Below are 16887 nucleotides of genomic sequence, written 5' to 3'. Positions count from 1 at the left end.
GGAGTGTAGGAGTTGCAAGTTATAAAAATTCACCATCCTTTGGAAAAAAGACTAATTCCTGCGGGGCCAATTGTACTTGCAATGGGTTTCTTTGATGGTGTTCATCGGGGACATCAAGCAGTAATCAAATGTGCCCGTGAAATTGCCCGTAAAAAAGGATTGCCGTTAGTAGTTTTGACGTATGATCATGCTCCTGGAATTGTTTATCGTCAATATAAGGGCGGCTTTAAATATTTATCAACGGTCGATAGGAAGCTTGAATTATTAAATGACCTTGATGTCGATCGGGTTTATCTAATAAGTTTTACATCATCGTTTGCAAGCCTTTCCCCTCAGCAATTTGTTGATGAGTATTTGGTAGGCTTTCATGCTCAAACGGTCGTAGCAGGGTTTGATCATACTTATGGAAAAGAAGATATTGCATCCATGGAGTTGCTTCCTAAATATGCAGCGGGGCGGTTTGAAGTTGTGACCGTTCCCAAATTTACTGAGGATGGAAGTCAAGAAAAGGTCGGTTCGCGAGAAATTCGGAAATTAATCGATGCTGGTAATGTGGAAGCAGCCAACCAAGCGTTAGGGTACCCTTATCAAACAACTGGCTTAGTAGTTCATGGCTTAGCTCGTGGACGAACACTTGGTTTTCCTACAATCAATGTTGAGCATCCAGAAGAGGAGCGAATTCCTGGGATTGGGGTCTATGCTGTCAAAGTTAAGCTCGGTAAGAAGTGGTATGACGGTATGGCAAGTGTTGGCCACAACATAACATTTGGCGATGCTAATCAATTAACGGTTGAAATTAACTTATTTGATTTTCAACAAATGGTGTATGGCGAGGAAGTAGTTGTTCGTTGGTATCAGTACCTTCGTGGCGAAGAAAAGTTCACGGGAGCGGATGCATTAGTTGCACAGATGAAACAAGATGAACAAAACGCTCGTCGTATTTTAGAAAAATATAAATAAAAGAGGTTTAGATTGATCTTTCGTGGCAATTGCGCCACCAAGATTCATCAAACCTCTTTTTTAATGCCGACTCCCACGATGACTGGTAGTCTGGTTAATCTTATGAATGTTTCGTTCAAATTTGAATCCGCCATCAGTCACTAATTTGAAATGCCGCATTTTCCCGTTAAAAGGCTGGCCGTTTAAGCGCATCGCTGTCCAGTTACGCATAATTTCGGTCATGGAAGTAAGTGCTTTAAGTTGATTAGGATTGTTCTCCTTAATTGCTTCATCTTTAATATCTGACTGCAAGCGATAGATTAGGTTGTTATGGTATTCCAATAGTTCATTCGTTAGGGGCGCATTACGGTATTTATTAAATAACTTCTGAATTAATAACATTGCTTCTTGAGTATTCTGGGGTTGAATATAGCGATGTTCTTTATGTTTCATGGATAAAGCTCCTTTAAAAAATTGTTTGACGTTTCTTGACTTTTAGGGTAGTAATTGGTATATTATACAGTGTGTTTAGCACTTGACCCTAATGAGTGCTAAAAGGGGAAGTGATATACGATGCTAACACAACGACAGAAAAAGATTCTGCAAGCGATTGTACGTCAATACACATCAACTGGTCAACCGGTTGGATCAAAACATTTAGCAGAAAAGTTGCCTTTTAAGGTCAGTTCAGCAACTGTCCGTAATGAGATGGCGGTTTTAGAGGACAATGATTTGATCTTAAAAGAGCACTCTTCATCGGGCCGGATTCCATCGAAACGAGGTTACCGGTATTATGTTGATAACTTGCTTGATCCACAAGCAGTTACTGATAATGATCTGGTAGTGATTCAAAATTCACTTGGAACCGGTTTTCAAAAGATTGACGAGATTATTTCACATTCAGCAGATATCTTATCAAATTTAACTTCATATACTGCTTTTACACTAAAGCCTGAGCAAGAAAGTGTTCGTTTGAGTGGCTTTCGAGTTGTACCGCTAGGAAATCATAAGGTTATTGCAATTTTGGTTACCGATAGCGGTGAGGTTGAAAATCAGTCATTCACTTTGCCGCCGGACATTGACACAGATGCAATGCAGGCAGTAATTAGAATGATTAATGATCAATTAGTTGGTTTGCCGCTATCAGAAGTGGTAAAACGACTAAAAGATGATATTCCACTTCAGGTTCTGCATTATATGCATAGTCCCGATGGCTTCCTTGATATTTTTGATAATGTCTTATCTCAAGCAGCACGTGAGCGGTTTTTCGTTGGTGGTCGACTGAACTTACTGGATTTTGCAAGTACTCATGATCCTCACGCAATCCAATCACTGTATGGCTTGTTAGATAAGAATGACAATTTATCAAATATCTTGGATTCGACACTTACCTCAGATAATGGAGTTAATGTTAAAATCGGTCAAGAAATCTCTAAGAATAAGCTTCTTGATGATTATAGCTTAATTACTGCAAGTTATAATGTTGAACAATATGGACGAGGAATTATTGCAGTTCTTGGCCCAACAAGGATGCCTTATTCACGGACAATTGGAATTGTAAATGCCTTTCGCCAAGAATTAGCAAAACGGCTATTAGATTTCTACCGTCACTATTATGATTCATAGGAGGCGAGTTAATTGGCCAAGGAAAAACAAGAAGATCAACAAAAACAAACTGCGCCTGAAAATGAAAAGGCACCTAAAAAAGATATAAAAAAAGAGGCTTCAGATAAGAAGGATGATCAAACTTCTAAATTAAAAGAAGAGATCGCTGACTTAAAGAAGCAGCTCGCTGATAAAGATGACAAATATTTACGAGCAGAAGCAGAAATTCAAAATATGACTAATCGTTTTAATAAAGAACGGGCTCAAATCCTTAAATATGATGGTCAGGATTTAGCAAAGTCAATTTTACCAGTGCTTGATAACCTTAAACGAGCATTAGCGATTGAAGTTGTAGACGATAATGGTAAACAACTTAAAAAGGGTATTCAAATGGTTCATGATCACCTTGTCAAGGCATTAAATGACCATGGCATCACTGAAATCAAAGCTGATGGTGAAACATTTGATCCTACTCTTCACCAGGCAGTTCAAACTGTTCCGGTCGAAGAAGGTCAGAAGCCTGAAACTGTTGTTAATGTTCTTCAAGCAGGATATCAACTCAAAGACCGGGTATTACGCCCAGCAATGGTTGTTGTAGCTCAATAAATTTGTGAGAGAAGGAAATAAATTATGGCAAGTAATAAGATTATTGGTATTGATTTAGGTACTACTAACTCTGCGGTTGCTGTTATGGAAGGTAATGAACCTAAGATTATCACCAACCCAGAAGGAAGTCGGACAACACCATCTGTTGTTTCATTTAAGAATGGTGAAACTCAAGTTGGGGAAGTAGCAAAACGTCAAGCAATTACTAATCCTAACACTATTTCATCAATCAAGAGTCACATGGGTGAAGCAGGATACACTGTTGAAGTTGATGGTAAGAAATATACTCCACAAGAAATTTCAGCAATGATTTTGCAATACCTTAAGAAATATGCTGAAGACTACATTGGTGATACTGTTACTCAAGCAGTTATTACTGTTCCTGCATACTTCAACGATGCTCAACGTCAAGCTACTAAGGATGCCGGTAAAATTGCTGGCCTTGATGTAAAGCGGATTATTAACGAACCTACTGCTTCATCACTAGCATACGGTCTTGATAAGAAGGATAAAGATGAAAAGATCCTTGTTTATGACCTTGGTGGTGGTACATTTGATGTTTCCATCCTTGAATTAGGTGACGGTGTCTTCCAAGTTCTCTCTACTAATGGTGATACTCATTTAGGTGGGGATGACTTTGACCAAAAGATTATGGATTGGTTAATCGATGGCTTTAAGGAAGAACACGGTGTTGATCTTTCTCAAGATAAGATGGCTCTTCAACGTTTGAAGGATGCTGCCGAAAAGGCTAAGAAAGACTTGTCAGGTGTTCAAGAAGCGCAAATCAGCCTACCATTTATTTCAGCTGGTGAAAACGGCCCATTACACTTGGAAAAGACATTAAGTCGGGCACAATTTAACCAATTAACTAATGACTTAGTTGAACGGACAAAGCAACCGGTATTGAATGCTTTGAAAGATGCTGATCTTACTTTTGATGACATTGATGAAGTTATCTTAAATGGTGGATCTACTCGTATTCCTGCCGTTCAAGAAATGGTTAAGGAATTAACTGGTAAGGAACCTAACCACTCAATTAATCCTGACGAAGCCGTTGCTCTTGGTGCAGCTATTCAAGGTGGGGTTCTTACTGGTGATGTTAAGGATGTCGTATTACTTGATGTTACTCCACTTTCACTTGGTATTGAAACCATGGGTGGTGTCTTCACTAAGTTGATTGACCGTAACACAACTATTCCTACTTCAAAGAGTCAAATCTTCTCAACTGCTGCTGATAACCAACCAGCTGTTGATATTCACGTTCTTCAAGGTGAACGTCCAATGGCAGCAGATAACAAGACTTTAGGTAACTTCCAACTAACTGATATTCCTGCTGCTCCTCGTGGTGTTCCTCAAATCAAAGTTACATTTGATATCGATAAGAACGGTATTGTTAATGTTTCTGCTGAAGATCAAGGAACTCACAAGAAGCAAAACATCACGATCAAGTCTAACTCAGGCTTAAGTGATGAAGAAATTGAACGGATGAAGAAGGATGCTGAAGAGCATGCCGAAGCCGACAAGAAGAAGAAGGAAGAAGTTGACTTAAAGAATGAAGTTGACCAAGAACTCTTCCAAGTTGATAAGACTTTGAAGGAAGTTAAGGGTAAAGTTCCTGAAGATGATATCAAGAAGGCTGAAAGTGCTCGTGACGAATTAAAGAGGGCTAAAGAAAGCGGCAACCTTGATGAAATGAAAGCTAAGAAGGATGCTTTGAACAAAGTTATTCAAGACCTTAGCGTAAAGCTTTACCAACAAGCTCAAGATGCACAAGGTGGCGCTGCTAATGGTCAACCTGGTGGTAACCAACAAAATGGTAATGACAACGGTAATGATGACAATACTGTTGATGGTGATTTTAAGGACGTTACACCAGACGACAAGAAATAGCCTGCGGTAAACAGTCTTAAAATGTTAGTGTAAAAGCCAAAGGCCAGAAAAAAGGACTTTGGCTTTTACTTTCGTTTGCTGGCTGTGGTATAACTAAACAAGCAATAAAGTAATGAGGTATTTATTATATGGCAGAACAAGATTATTATGACATTTTAGGTGTCTCTAAGGATGCATCCGAAAAAGACATCAAGCGTGCATATCGTCGGCTTGCGGCAAAATACCACCCAGATGTTAACCACGAGCCTGGTGCAGAAGAAAAGTTTAAGAAGATTAATGAAGCATATGAGACATTGAGTGATAGTCAAAAACGTGCTCAATATGATCAATTTGGTTCAGCTGGCCCACAAGGTGCTGGCGGTCAAGGCTTCGGCGGCTTTGGTGGTGGTCAAGCTTATTCTAACTTTGGCGGCGGCTTTGACGACATCTTTAGTCAATTCTTTGGTGGCGGCGGTCGTACTCGTCGGGACCCAACAGCCCCGCGTCAAGGGCGTGATTTACAATATGCAATGACTCTTGATTTTATGGATGCGGTTTTTGGTAAAACAACTACTATCAAGTATGACCGTGATGCAGAATGTAAGACTTGTCATGGAACCGGAGCTAAGCCTGGTAAATCGCCAATAACTTGTCCACGGTGTCATGGTGCCGGAGTGATTACGAGTGTTCGTCAAACACCACTAGGCAATATGCAAACTCAAACCACTTGTCCAGAATGTAATGGAACTGGAAAGATTATTAAGCCAGAAGATCGTTGTGATACTTGCCATGGTGCAGGACATGTTCACGAACGTCATGAGCTAGAAGTAAAGGTGCCTGCCGGTGTTGATGATGGTCAACAAATGCGGCTTCAACACCAAGGAGACGCTGGTGAGAACGGTGGCCCAGCCGGAGATTTGTATATTGTCTTCCGAGTAACACCAAGTCGAGAATTCCGGCGTGATGGTTCAACAATTTACGTTGATCGTGATATTTCGTTTGCTCAAGCAGCCTTGGGAGACGAAGTAAAAGTTAAAACGGTTCATGGTGATGTCAACCTTAAAATTCCTGCTGGAACACAATCAGAAACTAATTTCCGCTTGCGTGGCAAGGGTGTTCCACACCTTAACGGTAATGGTAACGGGGATGAACATGTTACTGTCCATGTTAAGACACCTAAGAGCCTTAACAAACGTCAACGTGAAGCAATGCTAGCGTTTGCGGCTGCTAGTGGTGAAGATGTTAAGGGTGTTAAGAAGACAGTTCTTGATAAGTTACGTGATGCCTTTGAGGATAAGTAAATAGTTTTTATGAAGGGACTGTGACATAAGTTAGGTCACTTCCATAAAATACGAACAGCGCAGTACAACAATGGCCTTCAGCGTCCGGCAAAAGTCGAACACTGAAGGCCTATTGTTGCTTGCGGGGGCTCGAAAACGAAGTCACAAGTGACTTCTGTCTCGCTCCCTTTTGTATATCTAGTAGAAGGTTTCCCATTCTAAACGATGATTTGGTATACTAGATAAAGAATATTCGTTGAAAGTGAGTCTTTTTAAATGAACCTAGAAGAAATGAAAGAGCGGCAAAAACACATTCGAAATTTCTCGATTGTTGCCCACATTGACCATGGAAAATCCACGCTTGCTGATCGGATTTTAGAAATGACTGATTCAATCAGTAAACGTGAAATGAAAAACCAGATTCTTGATGATATGCCTCTAGAACGAGAACGGGGCATTACAATCAAATTAAATGCTGTTGCCTTGACATATCATGCTAAAGACGGTGAAGATTACATTTTCCATTTAATCGATACACCAGGCCACGTCGATTTTTCTTATGAAGTATCACGGTCTCTTGCTGCCTGTGAAGGTGCCGTCTTAGTAGTTGATGCAACGCAAGGGGTAGAAGCACAGACCCTTGCTAACGTCTTTTTAGCACTTGACAATGACCTTGAAATTTTACCTGTTATCAATAAGATCGATTTACCTTCTGCTGATCCTGAGGGTACTAAGAAGCAGATTGAAGATGAGATTGGTTTAGATACTGATGAGGCAGTTGATATTAGTGCTAAGACTGGAATGGGCGTTGATGAAGTTCTGGAAAAAATCGTTAAGGATGTTCCAGCACCAACAGGAGATTTAACTGCGCCTTTGAAAGCTCTTATCTTTGATTCAAAGTATGATGATTATCGTGGAGTTGTCCTTAGTGTCCGGGTTGTTGAAGGAACTGTAAAAAAAGGTGACCGAATTAAATTAATGAACGGTGGTACCGAATATGAGGTAGCAGAAGTAGGAATTAACTCTCCTAAACCATTGGCCCGTGATGTGTTAATGGCTGGAGATGTAGGTTATATTACAGCGGCAATTAAAGACATTAAAGATACCCGGGTCGGTGATACGGTTACAAGTGCGGATAATCCTACAGATAAGCCGTTAGAAGGATACCGGCAAATGACGCCAATGGTATATGCTGGACTCTATCCAACCGATAATGCTAAGTTTAATGATTTGCGTGATGCGTTGGAAAAACTTCAACTTAATGATGCAGCATTGACTTTTGAACCGGAATCATCGCAAGCATTGGGATTTGGTTTCCGTTGTGGTTTCTTAGGGTTACTTCATATGGATGTTATTCAAGAACGACTTGAACGTGAATTTAATCTTGATTTAATCACGACCGCTCCATCTGTTACTTACCATGTTGAATTAGCGGATGGGACAACAAAGGAAGTGGAAAATCCGGCTGAAATGCCAGACGCTTCTTCCATTAAAGCGATTAAGGAACCATATGTTCGCGCTTCAATCATGGTCCCCAATGATTATGTTGGCCCAGTAATGGAACTTTGCCAACGAAAACGGGGAGACTTTGATACGATGGAATATCTAAGTGATACCCGGGTAAACGTTATTTATCATATTCCGTTGTCAGAAATTATTTTTGACTTCTTTGATAAGTTAAAGAGTTCTACACGAGGATACGCTTCCTTAGATTATGAAATTGATGGCTACCGTCCAAGTAATTTGGTTAAGATTGACATCTTGCTTAATGGCGATAAGGTGGATGCATTGAGCTTTATTGCTCACCGTGACTTTGCGGCAGAACGTGGTCGGGAAATTACTGCTAAATTAAAGAAGATCATTCCGCGGCAAAACTTTGAAATTCCAATTCAAGCTGCAATCGGCTCAAAGATTATTGCACGAACTAATATTAAAGCCTACCGGAAGGATGTTACTGCCCGTATTCATACCGGGGATCCAGACCGGCGTGCTAAATTATTAGATAAGCAGAAACGCGGAAAGAAACGGATGAAGGCTGTCGGAAAAGTTGATATTCCTCAGGCCGCCTTTATGGCAGTTTTGAAGACCGATGAGCAATTGGATGAAAAGTAAATATTGATGTAAAGGCATTTCTAACTTGCTAAATTTCACAAAGTAGACCAATTTATAGACCAATTAAAGTGTTTTGCCCACCATTTGCCCACATGAAGTACCTTCGTGGGCAAGACGTAAAATACTTTGTGGGCAAATGGTGGGCAAGATTTTACATTTTAGCTATTTGATCAAATAGATTTGCTGTTTGATGTTTCTTCTTATTGCTAAGATGGACATAGGTATCTAGAGTGGTGGCAATTTTGTTATGGCCCAATCGTACTTGGACCTCTTTAGCAGATGCACCCGCTTCTAGTAACATGGTTGCGTGGGTATGACGTAAACTATGGAAATTAAATGGGAAACCTAGCTCTTTAGTAACAGTACTTGCATAGTACTTAATCGAATTGGGAGTGACAGGTTTCCCATTTTCTTTTGTACATACAAAGTTAGATTCATGGTAATTTTTACCATAGCGTAAACGATTTTCATTTTGTAGTCGCCGCTGAACTTTAAGCGCATGGATAAGTTGATCACCGATTGCAATTGTTCGATAACTGGCGGCTGTTTTTAGTTTTCCAAGTCGGATATCCGTTTTGGAATACTGTTTCATCTGCTGAGTAACATTAATTTCAGCATCTGGTAAACTAACATTATCCCATTCAAGACCAGCTACTTCTCCACGCCTCATTCCAGTATAAAAGCTGATTAAGAGAGGAAGGTGAAATGGGTGGCCAAGAGGAAATTGCTCTAAAAGTTGATTAAATTGTTGTAGAGTAATAATTTTTAGATCTTCTCGTGTAGTTTTAGGATGGTTATATTTTGGTTGTCGGACGTATTCTGCAGGTGATTGAGTAAGAATATGCCAAGGATGGACTGCCTGTCGAAAACCTTCCTTGATAACCATAAGAATAATTTCGACAGTATGGCCATGTAGTTGTGTATGATCAGGTTTATATTCGGTAGAGTCTGCGATCTTATTAATAGTCTTTTGGATTAATTCTGGGGTGACTTTAGATAATTGATAAATTCCGAGGGTAGGTTGCACATATTTATCTAAAACATGCCGATAATTCAGTTGAGTGTTTTTAGATAAGTTAGTCTTAACATAATTGTCATACCAAAATTCAAAGTAATCATGAGTTGAAATCTTATCAGTATTGGTAACTGCTCCTGTATTTTCATAAAGCTCTAAAGCAACGCGTAATCGGTGCATTGCTTCCTTGTAAGAATCGCCTCCGACTCGTTCATACTGTCGTCTTTTTCCATCTTTGTCAGCAATATCAAAGCGGTAGTACCATTTTTTACCACGCTTTCTAACATTACCATTCATAGTAAAACTCCTTTCTGTTATAATAAAGACGTACTGAGGGTGTACTCCACCCCTGGTATCTCAACACTTACCTCAATGATCAGCCGGCCAAAGTTGGATCATTGAGGTTTTTATTTTCAGCTTTTTATGTCATCAGGGCTTGGACAGTTACTAATCAATCATTTTTTGATTAATGCTATAATGTTCATAGGTTTATAAAAACGAAAGAAGTAGAAATTATGAAACAATACAAAGTAGTTAAAAAAAGTATACCGGTTGAAGCCTACCAGACAAAGAAACCTTTAGATATTAAAACACTAGAGGGTACAATGCATGCAGATGCTGGAGATTGGATTATTACAGGTGTTGAGGGGGAACAATGGCCTGTAAAAAAAGAAATATTTGAAAAAACATATCGTATTATTTCGGAAAAACAGTAATCTTTTTTCGTACAGGAGCTGATCTTTTATCAAAGGCTGCATCAATATATAAATTTGGGGAATTAATAAAGTCGTCCCACTTAACTAAAATGCAATATCTATCATCGATTCCCCAAGCGCATCCTTCATGATCAGGAATGTAGTAATTTGTACTAAATTCTTTAATAACTGTATTTTCATCAATGGCAACATAATTATGTTCTTGTCCACATGTTTTGCAAGTATAGGTGCCTTTATAAATTTTATCGATCATTTCGGGAAGAACTATTCCGAGGACACCATTGGGATTATCATATAAACTTGCTTGTAATTCTCGCTTAATATAATGTTGATTTTCAAACGGATCATTTTCAGCACTGTGTTCTCCAATTAAGCATATGGTAACTGTAGAATCTTTTAAATAGTCTTCTCGAATCTTACGCATTATATATTCTTCATTTTCAGAGTTAATTGGTTCATTAAGTGATTTATCAATCATATCAACGTCTAAGTTATTTTGAATCTTTTCTTTATAGGAGGTATCTTCTGTCTTAAACGAGATAAAGCATTTGTGTTTCATTAAATAGTCTTTCCTTTCTTTTTTCCTAGAGAAGCCCAGTTAGTATTTTCGTTAGAGATAATATTTTCTGTACGATCTACTAATGTATGGAACTTATCATTATCATTTAAGTTAGAATAAGCGCCTGAAGAAGTTAGATAAGAATACTTTTCATGTTTTAATGCTTCTGCGTTTGAACGATATGCAATCCATTTTTCATGCCATTTAGTTAGCGTCAAAATCCCTTCTGTAATAGTTGCAATTGCTGCAATTACAGCAGTGATTACAACAGTAAATGATTGGTGTCTAAATGCTACTGATATAACAGGAATAGATGCCGTGCAAATTAGAGTAACTATTTTTGACCAGTAGTACCATTTCTTTTGAGTAGCACTTTTTTTATCGTACCAACTTATTTGATCATCTAATCTAAAATTAATATATTCATCCGGTTGTAAAGGCAAGATCATTTCTCCTTCCGTATCTTTTTGTTTTGTTATATTATTTTGAAATTTTGCAGAAGTCTTAGAGGGTTTATGTTTGTTCTTCATTAAATCTTTTTTATGCCTTATTATTTTTCCGACATGAGCATCTATGCCTACTAAAGAATCCTTATTTAATAACTTGTATAAGTTATCTTCTTCATAGGTGTTTTGGCTACCTGGCTTTTGCTGCACTAATTTTCCAAGATAAAATATATCGTCTAATTTATGAATAATAGTGTAGTATTGGGACTCTTTATAATTTCTATGAAACTCAAATACTAAGGCGTGTTTTGAAGGAATTTTATCCAATGAATAGAGTAGGTATATACAAAATATGAGTACTAATGTCTCAATTGACCAAAAATAATAAGGATGTTTTATCAAGAGCCCCGCTTCAAGGATTACAGTGAGAACAAGTGCGGTTATTACGATAAAAGTGTTAGTTATCGAGATCTGTGCTCTAGTTTTAAAATCCAATAGTGGCCTCTCAAAATCAATGATTTCTGAACTTCTGTAGATGCTAAAGTAGAGAAGTGAGACAAATGGAACCAAGATTGAAACAACTATAGGAGCCGCTAAGCTAGATGCAATAGAAGTTAGACTACTATTTTGATGGCTCTGCTTTTTTAGTTTTTCATTCTCTTTAGTCAACTTTTTATTTTTACGTTCCAATTTTTGAACATAATTTGTATTATTTGAACTGGCATAGATAAGAGAGTGATTTCTATCATAATTAAAAGCCAGAACTCCAAAACATATAGTGATTAGTAAAAGTATTTTTTTTATCAATTTATTTGTCGCTCCCATCAGTTACAACATCATAAATAGTATTACCATCTAAAGCTTCATATAGAACCTTGTCATGATTTTGTGGATTAACGATTGCTAAGCCGACTTTTGCACCATACTTACTAACCATTTGAGAAGAAACGTCATTGATTGAATCAGTTAAATCATTCCAGGTATCTTCATCCCCGTCACCGTTTGCAACGTCAACAACCTCGTCAGTGAATTCACTGTCAGAAGGGATGATTAAGATTGCTTTGCTGTCTTTATCATATGAAACTGTAGCTTTATCCTTAAATTGACTTTGGATCATTGAAACTACTTGATCAACGTTCGAGTCACTAGTTGAACTTGTTTCTGTACTACTTTCAGATTCGTCATCAGAAGAATCATCTATATCATCATCGTCTGTACTGTCTGTTGAACTGTCGTCACTACTGTCGGCATATTCAGATGATTCAGGATCATTTTGCTGAGCATGGTATACAAATATTGCAGTTCCTCCGATAAGTAGTAAAACAGCTAAAATTGCATAAATGATTCTATTAAACTTCAATTCACTATTTTGATTATTCTTTTTCAATTATTTATCCCCCAAAGTCCTAAAGAATTAGAAATAGAATTATAATTATAATCACTGGTATTGTAACTAGTAGAGTAATAAGACACCCGCAACCAGCCATACTATCTCCAGCAGATTGCATTGTATTACCTATTTTTTCTGCTTTTTGACTGGCTTGATACCATTTGTTTTGTTCTAACATTTGCTGAGCTGTTGTGTCATTAATATATGTAACATCTTTTGGCTTTTCATTTTTCAGAAAATCAATTTGAAAAGTATATGGTTCTCGAAAACTTTTAATGTGATCGGCACCATCTTTATCAATTATTACTTTCTTATAACGCCCACCTAAAACATAGATTCGGGGTTCGTAGTTATCATCATTAAGGCGATTAATAAGTTTGCCATCGTCCTTGATGGTCCCGATATTAAATCCCTTACCGTTTCGAAAGCTAAGATAAACCCTATAGTGGCCGTCAGTATTACTAATTGAAGTTTTTATATCATATGAGTCTAAAGGATGTGTTCCAAATTGATAAACTTTTTCATCGTAATGATATTCAAGAATGTCTTGATTAGAAAGACCATCATATAATTCATCTTTATCGAACCATTCTCGTAACTCAGATATAAACTTCTTAATCTGGTTATCATGACCTGTAGTATCGACAGTATACATACATATCCCCCAACATTATCGCAGCTTTTTACGTCGATCAGTATTTGGACGTAGATCATTATTTAATACTCCATGAAACATGAACAGCCTTACCAACAATTCGGCCCGGGTTATCTTTATCCAAGATGATTGGGTCGAATTCTTTATTATCTGGCATTAGCATAATAAGATTTCCTTGATGTTTAACTCGTTTCAGGGTTGCTTCATTGTCGCCGTCAACGAGGACAGCAGCTATTTCCCCATCTTCCACTGTGGGTTGTTCTCTAATGGTTACAATCGATCCATCATGAATGGTTGGCTCCATACTCTTACCTTTACAACGGAGAGCAAAGAGGTTACCTTTTGGAACTGGCTTCTCAAAAATTTCTTCGACGTATCCCTCAATATTTTCCTCGGCTGTGATCGGATCACCACAGGCAATTTCACCAATGAGGGGGATACTGATGCGTTGAAAGTTATCTCCTAATGGATAAATTATATTAGTTGGCCTTTTTTCTGTTTTATTATCAATAACACCTAGTACATTTTCAGGTGTGGTATGCAAAGCAGTAGCAAATTCATCAAGCCTATTTACTGGGAATTCGCGTTTTTTCTTAAAATATAGTGAGACAGTTGACTTTGACATATTAACGCGTCTAGCAAGTTCACTTATAGAAACTTTCTGCTCTTCACGTAAATTATTGAGGTAGTCAACCACTTCAGAGCTATTCCTCATAATTTTCACATCCTAAAATATTTTACACGTATTATTATATTCTTTTTGTTCCCAAAAAGAAACATCTATATATTGTTTTAATAATTATTCGTTGACAATAAAGAACATTGATTGTATTATATATGTGTTCGCAAAAGAGAACGAAAGGAGGGGCGATATGTCATTTAATTTACAAAGATTAAAAGCGGAACGTATGGCAGAAGGATATACTCAAGAAGAATTCGCAAAGAAATTGGGGATGTCTAGAGGAGCCTATGCAAAACGTGAAGCGGGAATTGTTGATATTAGTGTTGAAGATTTATCGCGTATAATGGATGCACTTGGTTATGATGTTTCAAAAGTATCGATTTTTTTTGCTCCATCCGTTCGCTAATGAGAACGAATAAAGTATAAAAGAAGGGTAGCAATGAGAATAATTATTGATGGCAAGCCGGAGGAAATAAAAAAACTGTTTAGCGGTTGCAATACTAAACAGTCTGGTAGGCCTCTCTCATCTGAAGAGAGGAAAAAGATCTGGAAAGATGCTGCTAAGGACCTTAATTAGTCTGCATCTTTGAACGTCTTTAATCCGTATTCATAAGCACTTTGATATATTTCTGCTGCTAAATGTGGATTAGTTGTTTTATCAGTCTTGGATAATTCCTTTTGATATTCAACAACGGTTACTGCATTTGCAAAGGATTTTGCTAGTTCAAATTGTTTATCTGTCACTGTAACTCACTCCTTTCTTTGGGGATGAGTTAAGTATAGCAAATGGAGGAAGGAGGGTAGCAATGAGAACAAATCAAGAAGAAAAAATCCAATCAGATAAAGAAAGGCTGAGTATTCTTCAATCTGAGTTGGCTTTCTATAAGAAGCTAACAAAACGACAGGAAAAGCTTATTAAAAAGCTGCTCAATGCTATTAGCGGTAGCAAAGAACAGCTTCATCAAATTGCGAGTGATACAAGTTATTTACGTGAACGTTTCCCATCATTTGACAGGAAAGCATATCTTGAGAAAGTTAAAAGAATTACTGAAGATCATCAAGAATGATCCGGTAATAGCGATTGAAGTTATCGATGATTGTCGATGTGTTTGGCTTTGATGGATCAGCATCATCTTTAATTGCTTTGAGTTCTTCAAGTCGCTCGTTACCACTCATAGAACTTAGATCAGCCTGAATAAAGGCCATTGCCATATCATGAGCAATTTGTTCATTAGAAGATCGTGACATTAGATTCACCTCCTTAGTAAGAGATGAGTCAAGTATAGCAAAGAAGTCATGTGGTAATAAGTCAAGATAAAATTATCACTGACAAACTTGTTTTGACCAGATTTTTGACGCACTTAAATAAGCCTTGATCCCAAGGTGTTTTAAAAGCTAAGCGTCGAGAATCAGTTTATCTTCCTATACCAATTACCTCTTTTCCTGATAGATTTGATGATTTTTGAGTAGGAAGAAAATCACCCTAATAAGTTTACGTGCGGTAAGGACGAGAGCGCGTTTTGATGGGGTATGCTTTACTTCTTGATATTTACGCCGATAATATTCACCAAAAACTGGATCTTGGATTCTAACTCTGTTGGCAGCTTCAACCAAATAGTATCTAAGATAAGCATTACCAGTTCTCTTGAGCGGAGTATTATCACTAGCGTAAGCTCCGGACTGCTTTTCTCGCCAGGAAAGCCCAGCATATTTAGCCAATTTAGCTTCATTATCAAATCGTTCGATTTGACCAATTTCAGCTAAAATACCAGCAGCGTATACTGGTCCAATTCCGGGAATGGAGCGCAAAATCTGTTCTTCATCAGTTACTTGAACTACTTTCTCAATTGCTTTGTCGAGGTCTTTAATCATCTTCTGAAAAGCTTTAATTTCCTCGGCATAAACGGAGAGAACTGTATCAACTGAATTAGCAATTACTTTGTCTAAACGATAAGAAGCACGAACTGCCTTTTGAATTATTTTCGCCAAGGCTTCAGGGTTCGCGAAGCGACCCCGGCCGTGTTCATTCAGATAATCGGCTAAATCAGTAATCGAAAGATTAAGTAAGTCATCAGTAGTCATATCTTCAGTTAGCAGACTCATCATCGTTGAACCAAAGATAGAAGTATTCAGTTCATCAGAAATTACTAATTTATTGAGCTTGTAGTATAGGTTCTCAATAAAGTGTTGCTTAGCCCGAGCTAAGCTTTGAACAAGCTCATATCGGGAACGCGTTAAGCGTTGCAGGGCAATGTAGTTCTCTTGACGAACAATCCCTACTGAATAGCGTCCAACACGTAGGAAGTCAGCAATGTAAAAAGCGTCGATTTGATCATTTTTATCTTCAGCGAAGACATCATGATAGCGCTTAGTTTTCTTAGGATCGATAACCACGGATTGTGTATTGAACTTTTTAAGGTCCGAGTCTTCTTGGAAAAACATTGCTGGGTGAAAGCTGTAAATGGAAGTGGCTTCCATGCCAATCACAACTTGGTCGAGATGATTTGAATTCGCCGTATCGATAATCATGTTTTTTAATTCTGTTGCGCCTTTCAAATCATTAACAAAGTTACCATGGAAAACAACTTCAGTTGTTTCTTCAGAAATCATTGAAGTTACTAAATCTTTTGAGCTAACGTCAATACCGACAAAAAGTTTCATTGGAATGGCCTCCTTTCATTAAAATTTACTGGTCTTAATCTGATCACTGCATGATAGCCCCTAATTACAATCACTAAAAACATCCTCGCAAGTATCAGTATTCATTGGTTAGAGAGTTAAAGCTGCACCTAATCCTACTCTGAATTAGTAAACTATCTAATCGATACAGCATGTGAGTTCGAAAATCAGTAGATTGGCTGGGCGGCAGACTTCATAAGTAGTTAAAAACTACAGGAGGTATTAACCTATACCAGTTGACCAAAGCCAATGATAATTAGAGGTTATCATGCGGTGACCAGAAAACAAGTTGTAATGTAGCAAAATCCGTAAGGATATATTTATAGAATACGAG

The 16887-nt window shown here is 37.8% G+C and carries 19 protein-coding genes; 9 read left to right on the top strand and 10 right to left on the bottom strand.

The features are described 5' to 3' along the window. Positions 1–12 precede the first annotated feature (12 nt). On the top strand, positions 13–960 hold the full coding sequence (gene ribF / locus LMB56_RS05170; protein ID WP_229283870.1) for a riboflavin biosynthesis protein RibF: 948 nt from the start codon (positions 13–15) through the stop codon (positions 958–960). Positions 961–1020: 60 nt separating this feature from the next. On the opposite strand, the gene LMB56_RS05165 is transcribed toward ribF, so the two are convergent. Beyond that, on the bottom strand, positions 1021–1392 hold the full coding sequence (locus tag LMB56_RS05165; RefSeq protein WP_229283871.1) for a hypothetical protein: 372 nt from the start codon (positions 1390–1392) through the stop codon (positions 1021–1023). A 120-nt stretch (positions 1393–1512) separates the two neighbouring features. On the opposite strand from LMB56_RS05165, the gene hrcA reads away from it, so the two are divergent. The 5 genes from hrcA (at position 1513) to lepA (ending at position 8411) form a co-directional block, all read left to right on the top strand. After that, positions 1513–2565 carry a heat-inducible transcriptional repressor HrcA gene (hrcA, locus tag LMB56_RS05160; RefSeq protein ID WP_019254153.1) on the top strand — a complete coding sequence of 351 codons (1053 nt, stop codon included), beginning with the start codon at positions 1513–1515 and terminating at the stop codon, positions 2563–2565. 12 nt (positions 2566–2577) lie between these two features. Further along, positions 2578–3150 (top strand): nucleotide exchange factor GrpE, encoded by a 573-nt coding sequence (grpE, locus tag LMB56_RS05155; protein WP_003665807.1) that lies wholly within the window; start codon positions 2578–2580, stop codon positions 3148–3150. A gap of 24 nt (positions 3151–3174) precedes the next feature. Continuing rightward, entirely contained in the window at positions 3175–5040 is a 1866-nt protein-coding gene (dnaK, locus tag LMB56_RS05150) for a molecular chaperone DnaK (RefSeq protein ID WP_229283872.1), read from the top strand. 128 nt (positions 5041–5168) lie between these two features. Then, complete coding sequence (gene dnaJ, locus LMB56_RS05145; RefSeq protein ID WP_003665811.1) at positions 5169–6320, top strand: molecular chaperone DnaJ; 1152 nt, start codon at positions 5169–5171, stop codon at positions 6318–6320. A gap of 255 nt (positions 6321–6575) precedes the next feature. After that, on the top strand, positions 6576–8411 hold the full coding sequence (gene lepA / locus LMB56_RS05140) for a translation elongation factor 4 (RefSeq protein ID WP_003665812.1): 1836 nt from the start codon (positions 6576–6578) through the stop codon (positions 8409–8411). Positions 8412–8562: 151 nt separating this feature from the next. Here the strand turns inward: lepA and LMB56_RS05135 are convergent, their stop codons facing one another. Beyond that, positions 8563–9723 carry a site-specific integrase gene (locus LMB56_RS05135; protein WP_102816381.1) on the bottom strand — a complete coding sequence of 387 codons (1161 nt, stop codon included), beginning with the start codon at positions 9721–9723 and terminating at the stop codon, positions 8563–8565. Positions 9724–9941: 218 nt separating this feature from the next. Here LMB56_RS05135 and LMB56_RS05130 point away from each other — a divergent pair, with 218 nt between their 5' ends. Further along, positions 9942–10142 carry a hypothetical protein gene (locus LMB56_RS05130; RefSeq protein ID WP_102816380.1) on the top strand — a complete coding sequence of 67 codons (201 nt, stop codon included), beginning with the start codon at positions 9942–9944 and terminating at the stop codon, positions 10140–10142. Here the strand turns inward: LMB56_RS05130 and LMB56_RS05125 are convergent. From LMB56_RS05125 to LMB56_RS05105, 5 genes are read right to left on the bottom strand one after another with little or no spacing between them, the layout of a single operon-like run. Further along, a complete protein-coding gene (locus LMB56_RS05125; protein WP_102816379.1) occupies positions 10123–10701 on the bottom strand; it encodes a TIR domain-containing protein in 579 nt (192 codons plus the stop codon). The genes LMB56_RS05130 and LMB56_RS05125 overlap by 20 nt on opposite strands. Next, a complete protein-coding gene (locus LMB56_RS05120) occupies positions 10701–11972 on the bottom strand; it encodes a DUF4231 domain-containing protein (RefSeq protein WP_229283873.1) in 1272 nt (423 codons plus the stop codon). The genes LMB56_RS05125 and LMB56_RS05120 overlap by 1 nt, the downstream gene beginning before the upstream one ends. Next, the gene (locus LMB56_RS05115) at positions 11956–12534 is read right to left on the bottom strand and encodes a hypothetical protein (RefSeq protein WP_102816424.1); all 579 of its coding nucleotides are present in this window, start codon (positions 12532–12534) and stop codon (positions 11956–11958) included. The genes LMB56_RS05120 and LMB56_RS05115 overlap by 17 nt, the downstream gene beginning before the upstream one ends. Positions 12535–12553: 19 nt before the next feature. Beyond that, complete coding sequence (locus LMB56_RS05110) at positions 12554–13192, bottom strand: hypothetical protein (RefSeq protein ID WP_102816425.1); 639 nt, start codon at positions 13190–13192, stop codon at positions 12554–12556. Positions 13193–13250: 58 nt separating this feature from the next. After that, positions 13251–13907: a LexA family protein gene (locus LMB56_RS05105; protein WP_063164155.1), complete on the bottom strand. Its 657-nt coding sequence runs from the start codon at positions 13905–13907 to the stop codon at positions 13251–13253. A 157-nt stretch (positions 13908–14064) separates the two neighbouring features. Between LMB56_RS05105 and LMB56_RS05100 the strand changes: the two genes are divergently transcribed. Further along, complete coding sequence (locus LMB56_RS05100; protein WP_063164154.1) at positions 14065–14280, top strand: helix-turn-helix domain-containing protein; 216 nt, start codon at positions 14065–14067, stop codon at positions 14278–14280. Positions 14281–14447: 167 nt separating this feature from the next. On the opposite strand, the gene LMB56_RS05095 is transcribed toward LMB56_RS05100, so the two are convergent. Continuing rightward, positions 14448–14618, bottom strand: coding sequence for a hypothetical protein (locus tag LMB56_RS05095; RefSeq protein WP_003663756.1), 171 nt, complete (start codon positions 14616–14618; stop codon positions 14448–14450). A gap of 62 nt (positions 14619–14680) precedes the next feature. Between LMB56_RS05095 and LMB56_RS05090 the strand changes: the two genes are divergently transcribed. Next, positions 14681–14941 (top strand): hypothetical protein, encoded by a 261-nt coding sequence (locus LMB56_RS05090; RefSeq protein ID WP_102816426.1) that lies wholly within the window; start codon positions 14681–14683, stop codon positions 14939–14941. Here the strand turns inward: LMB56_RS05090 and LMB56_RS05085 are convergent. Both LMB56_RS05085 and LMB56_RS05080 read right to left on the bottom strand, forming a co-directional pair. Then, positions 14919–15122, bottom strand: coding sequence for a hypothetical protein (locus LMB56_RS05085; RefSeq protein ID WP_063164152.1), 204 nt, complete (start codon positions 15120–15122; stop codon positions 14919–14921). The genes LMB56_RS05090 and LMB56_RS05085 overlap by 23 nt on opposite strands. A 183-nt stretch (positions 15123–15305) precedes the next feature. Then, entirely contained in the window at positions 15306–16535 is a 1230-nt protein-coding gene (locus tag LMB56_RS05080; RefSeq protein ID WP_229282092.1) for an IS110 family RNA-guided transposase, read from the bottom strand. Positions 16536–16887: the final 352 nt, after the last annotated feature.

This window comes from Limosilactobacillus reuteri (assembly GCF_020785355.1).
GTDB lineage: Bacteria > Bacillota > Bacilli > Lactobacillales > Lactobacillaceae > Limosilactobacillus > Limosilactobacillus reuteri_I.
Note: the sequence above shows the minus strand (reverse complement) of the source record. Positions and strands in the feature narration are given on the sequence as shown.

Bases quoted from the DNA above. Each gene is read 5' to 3' on its own strand.
- LMB56_RS05165 (WP_229283871.1), bottom strand. From the start codon at position 1,392: ATGAAACATAAAGAACATCGCTATATTCAACCCCAGAATACTCAAGAA.
- hrcA (WP_019254153.1), top strand. From the start codon at position 1,513: ATGCTAACACAACGACAGAAAAAGATTCTGCAAGCGATTGTACGTCAA.
- dnaK (WP_229283872.1), top strand. From the start codon at position 3,175: ATGGCAAGTAATAAGATTATTGGTATTGATTTAGGTACTACTAACTCT.
- dnaJ (WP_003665811.1), top strand. From the start codon at position 5,169: ATGGCAGAACAAGATTATTATGACATTTTAGGTGTCTCTAAGGATGCA.
- lepA (WP_003665812.1), top strand. From the start codon at position 6,576: ATGAACCTAGAAGAAATGAAAGAGCGGCAAAAACACATTCGAAATTTC.
- LMB56_RS05135 (WP_102816381.1), bottom strand. From the start codon at position 9,723: ATGAATGGTAATGTTAGAAAGCGTGGTAAAAAATGGTACTACCGCTTT.
- LMB56_RS05130 (WP_102816380.1), top strand. From the start codon at position 9,942: ATGAAACAATACAAAGTAGTTAAAAAAAGTATACCGGTTGAAGCCTAC.
- LMB56_RS05125 (WP_102816379.1), bottom strand. From the start codon at position 10,701: ATGAAACACAAATGCTTTATCTCGTTTAAGACAGAAGATACCTCCTAT.
- LMB56_RS05120 (WP_229283873.1), bottom strand. From the start codon at position 11,972: ATGGGAGCGACAAATAAATTGATAAAAAAAATACTTTTACTAATCACT.
- LMB56_RS05110 (WP_102816425.1), bottom strand. From the start codon at position 13,192: ATGTATACTGTCGATACTACAGGTCATGATAACCAGATTAAGAAGTTT.
- LMB56_RS05105 (WP_063164155.1), bottom strand. From the start codon at position 13,907: ATGAGGAATAGCTCTGAAGTGGTTGACTACCTCAATAATTTACGTGAA.
- LMB56_RS05100 (WP_063164154.1), top strand. From the start codon at position 14,065: ATGTCATTTAATTTACAAAGATTAAAAGCGGAACGTATGGCAGAAGGA.
- LMB56_RS05090 (WP_102816426.1), top strand. From the start codon at position 14,681: ATGAGAACAAATCAAGAAGAAAAAATCCAATCAGATAAAGAAAGGCTG.
- LMB56_RS05085 (WP_063164152.1), bottom strand. From the start codon at position 15,122: ATGTCACGATCTTCTAATGAACAAATTGCTCATGATATGGCAATGGCC.
- LMB56_RS05080 (WP_229282092.1), bottom strand. From the start codon at position 16,535: ATGAAACTTTTTGTCGGTATTGACGTTAGCTCAAAAGATTTAGTAACT.